Annotated in this window: 6 protein-coding genes and 2 pseudogenes; 6 read left to right on the top strand and 2 right to left on the bottom strand. The window is 66.3% G+C overall.

Annotation, left to right across the window (positions count from 1 at the left end; all coding sequences use genetic code 11):
- The first annotated feature begins 381 nt into the window (after positions 1–381).
- The 6 genes and pseudogenes from ACZ7IB_RS23545 (at position 382) to ACZ7IB_RS23520 (ending at position 13,314) form a co-directional block, all read left to right on the top strand.
- Entirely contained in the window at positions 382–3,897 is a 3,516-nt protein-coding gene (locus ACZ7IB_RS23545; RefSeq protein WP_470915359.1) for a LamG domain-containing protein, read from the top strand.
- A 313-nt stretch (positions 3,898–4,210) separates the two neighbouring features.
- A complete protein-coding gene (locus tag ACZ7IB_RS23540; RefSeq protein ID WP_470915357.1) occupies positions 4,211–10,579 on the top strand; it encodes a polymorphic toxin type 28 domain-containing protein in 6,369 nt (2,122 codons plus the stop codon).
- Positions 10,580–10,586: 7 nt separating this feature from the next.
- Positions 10,587–11,189 (top strand): hypothetical protein, encoded by a 603-nt coding sequence (locus ACZ7IB_RS23535; protein ID WP_470915355.1) that lies wholly within the window; start codon positions 10,587–10,589, stop codon positions 11,187–11,189.
- A gap of 192 nt (positions 11,190–11,381) precedes the next feature.
- Positions 11,382–12,248, top strand: a pseudogene (locus ACZ7IB_RS23530) (RHS repeat-associated core domain-containing protein); the annotation flags it as partial.
- A 99-nt stretch (positions 12,249–12,347) separates the two neighbouring features.
- A complete protein-coding gene (locus ACZ7IB_RS23525; protein WP_470915653.1) occupies positions 12,348–12,887 on the top strand; it encodes a polymorphic toxin type 43 domain-containing protein in 540 nt (179 codons plus the stop codon).
- A gap of 130 nt (positions 12,888–13,017) precedes the next feature.
- Positions 13,018–13,314: a hypothetical protein gene (locus ACZ7IB_RS23520; protein ID WP_470915353.1), complete on the top strand. Its 297-nt coding sequence runs from the start codon at positions 13,018–13,020 to the stop codon at positions 13,312–13,314.
- 188 nt (positions 13,315–13,502) lie between these two features.
- Here the strand turns inward: ACZ7IB_RS23520 and ACZ7IB_RS23515 are convergent, their stop codons facing one another.
- Both ACZ7IB_RS23515 and ACZ7IB_RS23510 read right to left on the bottom strand, forming a co-directional pair.
- Positions 13,503–13,715, bottom strand: coding sequence for a hypothetical protein (locus ACZ7IB_RS23515; RefSeq protein ID WP_470915352.1), 213 nt, complete (start codon positions 13,713–13,715; stop codon positions 13,503–13,505).
- Between the two features lie 381 nt (positions 13,716–14,096).
- A pseudogene (locus tag ACZ7IB_RS23510) lies at positions 14,097–14,620 on the bottom strand (HAD domain-containing protein).
- Positions 14,621–14,782 lie beyond the last annotated feature (162 nt).

Raw genomic sequence — 14,782 nt, 5'->3', positions numbered from 1 at the left:
ACGTTCCCTGCCTGCACCAAGCCCGGGGACGTCTCGTCCAGTTCGTCGCGGTCCCTGCCGGGCGCAGTAAGTCAATGTGATGCACGACACAGTTGACCATCGTGCCTGATCAACACATGATCCACACAGATTCTTTTAAGGAAAAACTAAGGGGATGGGTGGGGCATGTTAACTCAGGAACGGGGGCACAGCTGGCGTCAGGCGGCGCGAAGTTGGGCCGTAGCCGTCGCACTTCTAGGGAGTGCGATTCCGGTGGTCGGGGTCGGAGCGACTCCAGCAATCGCCCATGACGGAGCGGCCTCGACAGCGGTCGACGGGACTCCGGAGTCGGAGGCTAGTGCTCTCGCGGGGGAGACCGGTGAGCGAGTGGCCGTGGACGGGGTGACTACCGAATCGTCCCAGGTCTTCGCCAACCCGGACGGCACCTTCACGCAGGAAATGAACGCGGCTCCGGTCCGTGCCCGGAGGGACGACGGTACCTGGGCACCCATCGACACCACCCTCGTTCGCGAGACCAACGGCTCTGTGCGGGCGAAGAACACGACAGCTGGTCTCACCTTCTCGGGCGGCGGCAGCGGGGACGGACTGGTCACGCTGAAGGATGAGGGACACGAGCTGCGGCTCGGCTGGCCCACTGAGCTCCCGGAGCCCCGACTCGACGGCGACACCGTCACGTACGCCGGAGTCCTCCCGGACGTCGATCTGAAACTGACTGCGTTGAGCTCCGGCTACACCTCGGTGCTCGTGGTCAAGACCGCGGAGGCTGCAAAGAATCCGGCGCTCGCGACGATCAGGATGACCGTCTCCGGCAATGGCCTGGACATCGCCCCGACGGCCGATGGCGGTTTCGTCGCGCGCGACGGCGACGGCTCCCCGGTCTTCGAGAGCCCGGCAGGGCGGATGTGGGACTCGGCCGGTGACACCCCGGCAGCGGGCATCACCACGCAACTCGACCGCACCGTTTCAGCAGAGCCGGAGGGCGAACCGGAACCAACGCATACGGCCCCGCTGCCCGACGCCGAGGGCGAACCCGCCCCCTCGGAGGGCCCCAGCAGCGGTGACGCGACGGCCGAACTCCCACTCAAAATCAACGAAGATTCCCTGGAGATCACGGCTGATCAGGCCCTGCTTCACGGTAAGGACACTGTCTTTCCTGTCTACATCGACCCGCCGACCAAGGGCATCGCACTGGGCGACTGGACGGCGCTTTCCTCGGACGGTGACAAATTCTGGGAGTTCGACGGGGACAAGGGCGTGGGGCGCTGCTCCAACTCCGGCGGATACCTGTGCTCCAACAGCCCCTACACCCAGCGCCTTTACTTCGAGTACCCGCTCTCCTCGATCCACGGCAAGAAGATCCTGGACGCCACGATGGAGGTGTACCAACTGTGGACGTTCAACTGCGATCCGCACTGGTACGACCTGAGCCGCGTGGACAAGGGCATCTCCTCCAGCACTACCTGGTCGTCCCGCCCCACCGGGGTAGACCTCATGGGCGACCGGAACGTGGCCTACGGCCGGGGCAGCCTGTGCAACCCGGCACAGCCGGCGAACTGGGTACGCTTCAGCGACAACGTGGACGAGGAGACGAACGAGAACCTGACGACGACCCTCGCTTCCTACGCCACGAACAAGACGTCGCAGATCACCTTCTCGCTGACCGCACACGACGAGTCCGACGCGGCCGCCTGGGCGCGGTTCCGCAACGACGCCAAGCTGTCGGTGACCTACGTCTCCTACCCCGACAAGCCGACCTCGTACGGCGTCCAGCAGGGCACCACCGGACGGGCCTGCAACGCCTCCACGCTGCCATTCGCCACCAGTGACACCACGCCGAAGATGCTGGCCACGGTGCAGTCGGCCGACGGCTCGGGCTCTCAGCTGCGCGCCTTGTTCGAGGTGTGGAAGGCGGACGGCTCCAGCCGCGCCTGGTACGCGGCCTCCCCGGACGCCGCCTGGGTGGCCGACAATGCCCCCCGCGACGCGACCTCCAGCGCGCTGCCGGCACAGACGGACTACAGGATGCGGGTCAAGACACAGGCGTACTACAAGACGGACCGAGGCGCCACCGGTGTGCTGGACTCGGCCTGGTCGTCCTGGTGCTACTTGCGGGTAGACACTGATTCGCCACCGCCTCCGGTGGTGACCAGCGCGGACGGCGTCTACAAGTCGGCCGAGACCGATCCGGCCGCGGGCGGGGTGGGCACATCGGGCAAGTTCACCTTTACCCCCGCGGACACCAATCCCACCACGGCCGGTATCCAGTCGGACGTCGTCAGCTACAAGTGGAAGCTGAACAGCGGCGCGGTCTCCGCTCCGATCACCGTCGCCAAGGGCGCGGCCACCACCCAGACGATCACGCCGAACCAGGCCGGTGAGAACACCATCCAGGTCTGGGGCTACGACGCGGCGGCTCACAGCTCGCAGACCGGCTACTACAGCTTCTTGGTGAAGGGTGCCGAGAAGCCCTCGGGGGTCTGGCACCTGGACAACAACGGTGCTGACAGCACCTCTGCGACTCAGCACCCGCTGACGCTGGGCGGCTCGTCCGCCTACACCGCGCTGGCACGGTCCGGTGCAGGGGCGCTGAAGCTCAACGGAACCAGCGACTACGCCGCCACCAGCAGTGCCGTGCTCGACACCAGCAAGTCCTTTGCGGTCTCCGCATGGGTACGTCCGGCCGACATCTCTCGCAGCCAGACGGTCCTCTCGCAGCAGGGCACCAACCTGTCCGGCTACGCCCTGCACTACTCCGCGTCGGCCGGGAAGTGGGCATTCAGCAAGTACGCCAGTGATGCCGTGGGTGCTGCCGCCGTCCGTTCGTACTCCACCGCGCAGCCGGTAGCGAACACCTGGACACACCTGGCAGGTGTCTACAACGCGGCGGACCAGACCATCCAGCTGTTCGTCAACGGAGTCCCGCAGGGCCAGCCGGTGACCAGCACGACCGCCTGGAATGCCAGCGGCCCGATGCAGTTCGGACGATTCCACTCCGGCACCAGCTACGTCGAGAACCTGAACGGAAGCCTGGACGAGGTCCACGTCTGGTCCCGTGCTGTCACGGACACCGAGATTGCGCACGACGCCTGGCTGGAGGACGAGGACATCAGCGACGGCACCGCCGGCGACCCGGTCCCGGCGCTCGTCGCCAAGTGGGACGCCACGGACATGGCCAACGCCGCCGGCACCACGGTGAAGGACACCAGCGGCTACGGCCGGAACCTGACACTCAACGGGGCCGCGCTCACCCAGTTCACCACCGGAGACCCGGATATCGGCGAAGAGGTCACGACGACGCAGTCGATGACCCTGAACGGCACCAGCGCCTACGCCACCGCCGCCGGCCCACTCCTCGACGACTCCGGTTCGTTCACCGCGACCGCCTGGGTGACGCTGGACCCGGCCAAGCTCGCCGACACCACCAAGTCCTACGCGGTGCAGGTGTTCGGCCAGTCGGGGACGAGTCAGTCCTCCTGGGGCGTCTGGTACGAGCAGCCGGCCGGAAGCACCCAGGGACGGTGGACGTTCGGCCGTCCCGACAAGGACGGCACCGGAGCCGCCTGGACCGAGAGTGAATCCACCGCATTCACCACCGCTCAGCTGGGAGTGCCCGTCATGCTGACAGTCGTCTACGACGCCCAGGCCGCAGCCGACCCCGAGGACACCTCCAAACTCGGCGCGCTCAGGCTGTACGTCGACAGTGCCCTGATGGGTGACGCGGACGGCGTGGCGTACTCGGCCCCCTGGCAGGGTGCCGGGGCATTCGAGATCGGCCGGGCGAAGATCAACGGCGCCGCCGCGCGCTACTACCCCGGCAAGATCGACAGCGTCCGTGTCTGGGCCGGAGCCACCTCCACCGACAACATCGCCAACCGGCACAACATCGAGCAGCGGTAGAAGCGAGGACGGTCGGAGTGCCTGCGCTACTCCCCGATCTCCGACCTGTTCAGGCCCGGGTGCTGCTGATGCCGGCGCCCGGGCCGTCTCGCACTTCTCCAAGCCTCCCGTAGCACGCGCGCCTTGACGGGCGCGCGCCAAAAGCAGCGCTCGCGGCGCCGATGCCGTTGCCGGAGCGTTCCCCGCCCATCATCGAACACGGAGAGTAACTGTGTCCTCGCCGCCCTTCCGTAAGCGCTTGCCAGGGGCGTTCATACGCCGCTGGCTCGGCCGCGGTGCCCTCGTAGTCTCCCTCTCTGTCCTTCCGCAAGTTGTGATTCCCTCGGGGTACGACTTCGCTGCCCAGGCCCAGACCGCGACAGCCCGAAAGCAGCTGGAGGACCGGCCCGAGGCGAAGATCGACAAGGTAGGCAGGCTCAAGCCCGGCGCGTCCAAGGCCCCGAAGGACAAGGCCGCCTCCGCCTCGGGCAAGACCCGCGCGCGGCTGAACAGTGCCGCGTGGCCGGAGGCTGGAAAGGCCACCGCAAAGGTCCCCGCGACCAGCACGGGGACCGCCATCACGGTCGGCGGACTCGGCGTGGACCTGGCCCAGGAGCCCACCGCCCTGGCAGCCAAGTCGGCCAAGACGAAGGCGGAGGCTACCGGTCCCGCCGAAGAGGTGGCGCTCAGGGTCCACTCCCAGGCCGCCGCGAAGAAGGCAGGTGTCAACGGGATCCTGCTCACCATTGATCCCTCCGAAGGAGCTGCCGGAGATACCGACAGGCTCCGGGTATCTCTGGACTACTCCACCTTCAACGACGTCTACGGTGGCAACTTCGGCCCCCGCCTGCGCCTGGTGACACTCCCGGCATGTGCACTGACCACCCCCGAGAAGGAGTCCTGCCGCACTCAGCAGCCAGTAGCCGGCGCGAGCAACGACACCGGATCGCAGACGCTGACGGGTACCGTCTCCGCCCGCACCCTCGCAGCTGGCACCCCGATGCTGCTCGCGGCGGCGGCCGACAGTTCAGGCGGCGGAAGCGACTACAGCGCCACGCCGCTGTCTCCGACCGCGACCTGGGAGGCCGGTGGCAGTACGGGTGACTTCACCTGGAACTACCCGCTGCGGGTTCCCCCGGCCACGGCCGGCCCGTCCCCGAACCTGTCCATCTCCTACAACTCCGCATCCGTGGACGGCCGCACGGCCGGGGAGAACAACCAGACCTCGGTGATCGGTGAAGGCTTCTCGATCACTGAGTCCTACATCGAGCGCAAGTACGGGTCCTGCAAGGAAGACGGCCAGTCCGGCAAGGGCGACCTGTGCTGGAAGTACGCCAACTCCACCCTGGTCCTCAACGGCAAGGCCGTCGAGCTGGTCAACACCTGTGCCGACAAGGCGGCCTGCGACACCGCCGCCCTCTCCGAGGCGTCCGGCGGCTCGTGGAAGACGAAGAACGAGGACGGCACCCGCGTCCAGCACCTGACCGGCGCCACCGCCAACGGCGACAACAACACCGAGTACTGGAAGGTCACGGACGCATCCGGCACCCAGTACTTCTTCGGCAAGCACCGGATGCCCGGCTGGAGCGACAAGGGCACCACCGACACCGCCGACGACGACCCTGTCACCAACTCCGTCTGGACCGCCCCGGTCTTCGGCGACGACTCCGGCGAACCCTGCTACAAGTCCACCGGCTTCGCCGACTCCTCCTGCAACCAGGCCTGGCGCTGGAACCTCGACTACGTCGAGGACACCCACGGCAACGCCTCCACCTACTGGTACAGCAAGGAGACGAACTACTACTCCAAGAACGCCGACACCGCCGTCAACGGGACCGGCTACACCCGCGGTGGCCACCTCGACCGCATCGACTACGGCCTGCGCAGCGACCTGATCTACACCAAGCCCGCCGCCCAGCAGGTCCGCTTCACCTACGCCGAGCGCTGCATCACCTCAGGCGGCTGCTCAAGCCTGACCAAGGACACCAAGGCCAACTGGCCCGACGTGCCCTTCGACATGATCTGCGCAGCCAACACCAAGTGCACCACCCAGATCGGCCCATCCTTCTTCACCCGCAAGCGCCTCACCGACATCACCACCTCCGTGTGGACCGGCACCGGCACCAACCAGCGGGACGTTGACACCTGGCACCTGGAACAGGACTTCCCCGATACCGGCGACGCCTCCTCCGCCAGCCTGTGGCTGAAGTCCATCCAGAACACCGGCAAGGCCAACACCACCACTGCCGCCATGCCACCGGTCACCTTTGGCGGCGCCCAGCTGCCCAACCACGTGGAAGGCAGCGGCCCGGACACCCTGCGCTACATCAAGTGGCGGGTACGCACCATCAAGTCCGAGACCGGCTCGACCCTCACCGCCAACTACTCCGACCCGGACTGCATCTGGGGCACCAGCATGCCGGCGGACGTCGACAAGAACGCCCGCCGCTGCTTCCCGGTCAAGTGGTCCCAGTCCGGGGCGACCCCGGTCACCGACTGGTTCCACAAGTACGTGGTCACTTCCGTCTTCCAGGACGACCCCTACGGCCACGGCGACACCGGCGAGACGTACTACGACTACAAGGACGGCGCCGGCTGGGCCTACGCTGACGACGAGGGCCTGACCAAGCCGTCCAACCGCACCTGGTCGCAGTGGCGCGGCTACGGCAAGGTCGTGCAGACCTCCGGCGACTCCGAGGGCCCGCGCAGCAAGAAACTGACGCTCTACATGCGCGGACTGAACGGCGAGAAGGAACTCGACGGCACCGCACGCGTGGAAAAGGTCACCGACTCCACCGGCACCGCGATCGACGACTCCCGCCAGTACGCCGGCTTCGTCCGCGAGACCATCGCCTACAACGGCGCCGAAGAAGTCAGCGGCACCATCAACAACCCTTGGTCGCACAAGACCGGCAGCCACACCTACAGCTGGGGCACCACCGACTCCTGGATCGTCCAGGCCGACACGGTCACCACCCGTACCAAGACGTCCACCGGCACCCGCACGGTCAGGCAGAAGACCACATACGACACCACGTACGGCATGCCGATCACCGTGGAGGACACCGGCGACATCGCCAAGACCGGCGACGAGTCCTGCGTGCGGACCGCCTACGTCCGTAACACCTCGGTCTGGTTGGTGAACGCGGTCTCGCGCACCGAGTCCTACTCGGTTGCCTGCACGACCACCCCGGTGATCCCCGACGACGTCGTCTCCGATATCACCATGGCCTACGACGGCCAGGCAGTCGGGGTCGCGCCCACCAAGGGCGACATCACCGCCTCCTACCGCCTGGCGAGCTATGGCGAGCTCGACAAGAAGCCCGTTTACCAGCAGGTCTCCGGCTCCACCTACGACAAGCTGGGCCGCCCGCTCACTGCGACCAACGCCCTCAACCGCACGGTCAGAACCACCTACGTCCCCGATGACACCGGTTACGGCCCGCTGACCTCCAAGACCACCACCGACCCCAAGCTCTACACCTCCACCACCGAGGTGGACCCGGCCTGGGGCACTGCCACCAAGTCCACAGACGCCAACGGCAATGTCACCGAGTGGTCCTTCGACGCACTTGGCCGCCTTCTGTCTGTCTGGAAGCCTGACCGCTCCCGCACGCTCGGAGACGTAGCCAGCATCGTCTACACCTACAGCATCAACAACGACAAGGAGACCTGGGTCCGCACCGACGCCCTCAAGGCCGACGGAAAGACATACAACAACTCCTACGAGATCCTCGACAGCCTGCTGCGGTCCCGCCAGAAGCAGGTCCCCGCACCCAACGGCGGCCGGGTGATCTCCGAAACCCTCTACGACGACCGCGGCCTGGCATACGTCTCCAACAGCCAGATCCACGACAACGACGCCCCCTCAGGCACCCTGGCCAACACCTACCCCGGCTCCACCCCCGCTTCCACCGAGACGGTCTTCGACGCAGCGGGACGCGCCACCGAATCGATCTTCCGGGTCTATGACCAGGAGAAGTGGCGTACCAAGACCGACAAGCAGGGTGACCGCACTACCGTCACCGCCGCCGAGGGCGGCACCGGCACCATGACGATTGTCGACGCCCTCGGCCGGATCACCGAACGCCGCGAGTACAGCGGCCCCGTCCCCACAGGCAGCGACTACACCCGCACTCTGTACGAGTACACCCCCGGCAGCCAGCTCAAGAAGATGACCGGTCCAGACGGGGCGGTCTGGACGTACGGCTACGACCTGCGCGGCCGCGAGACCACCTCCACCGACCCCGATATGGGCCGTGTCGACACCACGTACAACGACGCCGACCAGCCACTGACCATCGCCACGACCCTCAATGGCGTGTCCCGCACCCTGATCACCGACTACGACGAGCTCGGCCGCGCCACCGGGACCTGGGACGGGGTGAAGGACAACGCCCACCAGCTGACCAAGACCACCTACGACTCCCTGGCCAAGGGCAAGCCGACAGCGTCGATCCGCTACGTCGGAGGCACCACCGGCAAGATCTACTCCCAGGTCGCAACCGGCTACGACGCGCTCGGCCGCTCCAAGGGCACCAAGACCGTCATCGCCGCCAGCGACCCCCTGGTTGTTGCAGGGGCGCCGCAGACGTTCACCACCTCCACCACCTACAACATCGACGGCGCCGTTCAGTCGACCTCGCTGCCCGCGGTGGCCGGTCTTCCCGCTGAGACCGTGACCAACAGTTACAACGCCCTCGGCATGCTCACCGGCACCGACGGCATGACCGACTACGTCCAGAACATCGGCTACTCCCCGTACGGCGAGAGCGAGGAGACCCGCCTGGGCACCTCCACCGGTGCCAAGCAGCTCCAGATCCTCAACCGCTACGAGGACGGCACCCGCCGCCTGGCCAACACCCACACCGTCGACCAGACCAACACCGGCAACACCAGCGACGCCAACTACGTCTACGACGCCTCTGGCAACGTCGAGTCGATCACTGACAGCGCCAACGGCAAGGACACCCAGTGCTTCGCCTACGACGGCTACCGCCGTCTGACCGAAGCCTGGACCCCGTCCTCCAACGACTGCGCCACCGCCCGTGCGGCGTCCGCCCTCGGCGGGCCGGCCCCGTACTGGACCAGCTGGACCTACAAGCCCGGCGGCCTGCGAGACACCCAGACCGAGCACAAGGCCACCGGCGACACCAAGACCGGCTACGGCTACCCCGCTGTCAATGCCTCCGGCACCGGACAGCCCCACACCCTGACCTCCGTCACCGTCAACAGTGGCACCGCCAAGACCTACACCTACGACGAGCAGGGCAACACCACCAAGCGCTACAGCCCCACCGGCACCGCGCAGAGCCTCACCTGGGACATCGAAGGAGAACTCACCCGCCTCACCGAAGGCACCAAGAGCACCGACTACCTCTACGACGCCAACGGCGAACTCCTGATCCGGCGCGGCCCCGTCAAGACCGTCCTCAACCTGGGAGGTCAGGAACTCCACTACGACACGGCCACAAAGAAGTTCACCGCCCAGCGCTACTACCCTGCCGGCGACGCCACCGCCGTCCGCACCGAGGCCGGCCTGTCCTGGACGGTCGACGACCACCACGGCACCGCCTCAATGGCGGTGGACGCCACCACCCAGGCCATCACCCGCCGCTACACCAAGCCCTTCGGCGAGAGCCGCGGAGCCGCACCGTCGGCGTGGCCCGACGACAAGGGATTCCTCGGCAAGCCCGCCGACGCCGACACCGGACTCACCCACATCGGCGCCCGCGAATACGACCCGGCCAGCGGACGCTTTCTCTCCGTCGACCCCATCCTCGCCCCCGACGACCACGAGTCCCTCAACGGCTACGCATACGCCAACAACACACCCGTCACCCTGTCCGACCCCACCGGGCTCCGCCCCGACGGCGCGTGTGGTGGTGCCTCAAGCTCCTGCGGAGGTGGTACCGAGACCTGGACGCTCAACGACAAGGGCGGCTGGGACTGGAGCTACACCAAGACCTACCACTACAGCTATCCCGACGGCTCATCACTGGCTCTCACTGTCAACACCACGCGCAGCAATGTGTCGTACAAGGTCAGCTACAAGACCGGACCGCGCCCGCTGCCGACTGTGAGGTACGGCAGCAGCGGACCGTCCACCGCGACGCCCAGCCCCAGCCCGGGGATGGCTCCGGACCCCGACTACAAGGGGGGTTATGCGGGACCGTCGTGGGGCGTGGCCGGTGAGATCGCCCTGATGGCCTGCGGCTGGGTACCCGTGGCCGGCGCCGGATGCGACGCCGCGGATCTGGGTCGCGCGGTCGCCGACAAGGACACACTCGGGGTCGCCCTAGGCGCGGCCGGCTTTATTCCGCTCGCGGGCGACGCGGCCAAGCTGCCCAAGCAACTCGACAATATAGCCGACGCGATCAAGCTCGCGAACAAGATCCCCACCTCGCCGTTCTCCGCCAAGATCGATAATTATGCCGAGCACTTGACGATGAAGGACCTCACTGGGGCGGCACGGGAATTGAAGGGAGAGGTGGTCAAACGGAAGGCGAGCGGTGTCCCCTGGGATCATGTCGACGAGGTTCGCAACGCCCAGGGTGGCCTACTCAATCAAATCGCAGCCATCAACAGGAAGCTGGCCCATCCTGGGACGAGTGGCGCCATGCGAGACCTTCTCGTCGCCGACCTGGGGCGGGCCAGCAGAATGCTGGACTTCTCCGAGCAGTTCGTCCCCAGAATCAAGTGAGTGGAGCATGACAGTGGCGCATGATGCATATGTGCGGCAGCTGATCGCACGGGCGAAGGACGGCACCATCCCGCCGCAGGAGGTGAAGCAGATCGCCCAAGCCGTCACCGAGTGCCGGGCCGGCCGGGAGCTCTACCAGCGGCTGTACGCGGTGGCCCGTGCGGGCGGCCTGGCATACGAGCCGCTGATCGCCACGTATCTGATCTACCCCGAGGATCCCGAGGTCTCGGCGCTCGCCGTGCAGGTGCTCACGGCGCACTGGAGAGTGGGAGCGAAGTACAGGAAGCAGATTCTCGAGTTGCTGGGCTCCCCCGAGTGGGATACAAGCGATGATGCGTTCATAGCAGCGGTCTCGGGGGCGGGGGCGATCCTGCACGACGGGTTCGACGCCGAACTCCTCCGCGCCCTGCTGAAGCTCGCCGAGGAAGGCCGTGGTGAGTACAACGACGATCTTATGCAGGGTCTCGCGGTGGAGGCGATCGCCCGCGCGCTGGGCGCCAGCCACGCCGAGTTGACCAGACTGCCCGAGGGAGTCACCCGTGCGGAGTGGTCGCAGGGCGTGCTGAGGGCCGCGCGTGACCGACTGCACGAGGCGGGGCACCAGCCCTGAATCCGCTGACACCCAAGCAGGCCCCGGCCGGACGACTTCCGGCCGGGGCCTGCTCGGCCTCGAAGACCTGCTGCGGCTTGCGATGCGCATACAGGATCTTTACGACGAGCTGATTTTGCAGGAGCGAGGCCGGGGGCGGATACGGGAGTAGTTCGTGCTCGGTTTCGTAGGTGATTTCGGAGATCTGGCCAAGCTGGGTCCCTTACGTACGACGAGCAGGGCAACACCACCAAGCGCTACGGCCCCACCGGCACCGCGCAGAGCCTCACCTGGGACATCGAAGGAGAACTCACCCGACTCACCGAAGGCACCAAGAGCACCGACTACCTCTATGACGCCAACGGCGAACTCCTGATCCGGCGCGGTCCCGCCAAGACCGTCCTCTACCTGGGAGGTCAGGAACTCCACTACGACACGGCCACAAAGAAGTTCACCGCCCAGCGCTACTACCCCGCCGGCGACGCCACCGCAGTCCGTACCGAGTCCGGCCTGTCCTGGATGGTCGACGACCACCACGGCACCGCCTCAATGAGCGTGGACGCCACCACCCAGGCCGTCACCCACCGCTACACCAAGCCCTTCGGCGAAAGCCGCGGAGCCGCACCGTCGGCCTGGCCCGACGACAAGGGCTTCCTCGGCAAACCCGCCGACGCCGACACCGGACTCACCCACATCGGCGCCCGCGAATACGACCCGGCCAGCGGACGCTTCCTCTCCGTCGACCCCGTCCTCGCCCCCGACGACCACGAGTCCCTCAACGGCTACGCCTACGCCAACAACACCCCCGTCACCCTGGCCGACCCCACCGGGCTCCGCCCAGACGGCGCTTGTGGTGGTGCCTCGAGCTCCTGCGGCGGTGGTACCGAATCCTGGACGCTCAACGACAAGGGCGGCTGGGACTGGAGCTACACCAAGACCTACGCACAACCGGGCACATCCCATGGTGTATCCGGCACCTTCACCACGGTAGTTACCCAGACTCAGAACAGCACGACGGCCAAGATCACCTTCAAAAAGGGCCCAGAACCGGTCCCTGCACGGAAGACAGGGAACGGCGGCGGCTCCGGGTGGGGCTGGCTGTCAAGCGTCAAAGACTACGGCTCCGCCATCTTCTCCCAGCCCGAGATCTGGTGGGGCTCCGCGGAAATCGCCGGAAGCATGGCGCTCATAGGCGCCGGCGCAGATAGTACTGCGGGCGGTGTGGCCCTCTGCATCACCGGTGTCGGCTGCTTCGCTGGCGCAACCGCAGTCGCGGGCGGCGTTGCCCTTGTGGGCGCCGGCGCCATCGGCACGGCGGACGGCATCGGACGCATCAACGACGGACTGGGCAAAGCACTCAGAGAAGCCGACTCCGAAGTCCGATTGGAGTCAGGGAAGAATTCTGCTGACGCTTTGAAGTCCTTCACTTCGCCGAAGTCAGAGACTGAATTCGTCTACGATTCCGAGGCGGGAAGATTCCTGGCAGGCGACCGCGAGCCCATCCCTGGAGGGCTCAGCCCGCATGAGCAGTTGGCGCAATCACTTGGCGCCGACAAGAATACGGTATTGGGTGGCACACTCTTCCGCGAAGATGGCCGACTGGTGTTCACGGAGAGTAGTGGGCACTATGGGCATAGGTGGACGGATGCAACGCGTCAGAAATTCCAAGAATTCTTGAATGGCAATGGCGTTCAGTATGAATACAGGCAGTGGGGTTGAGATGGCCGAATGGACTCCGGTAGTGTATCGCGGCGACGGGGCATGGATTGGAATCATGCCCGACGGTCGGATCGGTGTGGGTGTTGAGCTGGAGGGTCGGGCGACTCTTGAGGGATCTAGATTCGCTCCCATGTGGCCCTATTTGGAGCGCGATCTCTCCGCCTGCCTTAGCGAGTTTTCCCGCGCATGGGAATCTCTTGATGAGGGTGGCGTGTCGACCCCCGAGAGGTTGATGGAGCTGACAGTTGGGTCAGCATGGAACTCTGGCCGCTCGTATTGGATGCAGCTAGCCGTTCCCTGGGCCATCGAGATGGCGCAGCAGCAAAATTTCGATCAGGAATTCATTCGGGAGCTTCTCGGGGGGATGGCAAATTCGGAGATCCTGCCTCCCGAGCTGCGGGATCGAGTACAACGGGCCAAAGCCTAGGTGAAATGCCTGGCATGGCGATGGTCGCTGAGTTGTGGATCTCGTTGGTGAACACCGAAAAAGTTGGCCTCCGGTAATTGAAGTCGGAGCGTCGGCATGCAGTAAATGCCCAAGGGCCCCGCTGGATTTGTTTCCAGCGGGGCCCTTGGGGGTCATGAACGGCAACAACGGGCTGCCCCTTCGGGAAGTCATGGAGGCATCCGCGCCCAGGACAAATTCACGTGGCGCAACGAGACCACCACCCGCGCCAAGATTTCCACCGGCACCCGCACGGTCAAGCAGAAGACCACGTACGGCATGCCGATCGCCGTCGAGGACAGTGGCGACACCGCCAAGACCTGCACGCGGACCACGTACGTGCGCAACACGACGGACTGGCTGCTGGCCGAGGTCAGCCGCACCGAGGTCTACTCCGTCCCCTGCTTGCCCCCGGTGGTTCCCGGCAACGTCGTCTCCGACGTCACCGCGGCCTACGACGGCCAGGCGGTCGGGGTGGCGCCCACCAAGGGCGACATCACCGCCTCCACCGGTTCGCCAGCTACGACCCGGTGGACAAGACCCCCGTCTACCAGCAGGTCTCCAGCTCCACCTACGACAAGCTGGGACGCCCGCTCACCGCGACCAACGCACATGATTGCGGGCCGCGCGGACATCCAGGCCGAGACGGCCTCAACTGCACGACCCGTACGGTGCCGTGCTGTTGGCGGGGGCGGGGAGGCTGGAGTCCTGCCGTACCCAGACTCCGAGCAATTGTCAATTCCTGTGGATTACTGCGGGGAGCCTCAAGTGGCCTGGAGCCATTGATCGAGGACTGCGAAGTCTTCATTGGTGAGGCCGCGGGACGACGCGATGCGGTGGAGGAGGGCTGGGGTCGGGTGGAGGGTGGACACCCAGTCTCGATCGGCGTCGGTGATCTCGTCGTCGACCCAGACGAACGGGCGTCCGTCCGCCCATGGACGAACGGGCGTCCGTCCGCCCATGCCGCCAGGGTTCGGGTCTTCCAGTGGAGTCCGTACCACTGGTCCTCGCGTTCATGCGCGTCGGAGGTTTCCGGCCAGTGCACGACCGGCAGGGGCGGCAGGCCGAGTCGGGGTGCCATGTCGGTGTTCGCCTCCTCCTCCCAGGTGGTGGCCCAGACCAGCTCGCACGGCAATGCCGCGAGGCGAGGCCCGATGCGCGGGTCGAGCCGCGTCAGGTGCGAATCTGTCGCGGTGCTTGACGGCTCGCGCTGCGGGCCGTCGCCGAACGGCAGGAGAGGTCCGTCGACGTCCAGGAACAGCAGCGGGCGTTCCTTGCGCTGACTCATGCCGCAGCCTCCTGCTCACGCTCGATCAGGACTCCGCCTTCGAAGCGGGCGCCGGTGCGGACGAGGGCGACGAGACACCTCACGGAGCTAAGTTGTCAAGCAGCTTCGAGAAGTTGTGTGGGGAAGGCGAGGTTCTCGTCGAACAGGATGTGCTTTTGGAGG

The organism is Streptomyces sp. NPDC037301, from assembly GCF_055602785.1.
Note: the sequence above shows the minus strand (reverse complement) of the source record. Positions and strands in the feature narration are given on the sequence as shown.

Coding starts and splice junctions, on each gene's coding strand:
- ACZ7IB_RS23535 (WP_470915355.1), top strand. CDS start 10,587: ATGACAGTGGCGCATGATGCATATGTGCGGCAGCTGATCGCACGGGCG.
- ACZ7IB_RS23525 (WP_470915653.1), top strand. CDS start 12,348: ATGGCGCTCATAGGCGCCGGCGCAGATAGTACTGCGGGCGGTGTGGCC.
- ACZ7IB_RS23520 (WP_470915353.1), top strand. CDS start 13,018: ATGTGGCCCTATTTGGAGCGCGATCTCTCCGCCTGCCTTAGCGAGTTT.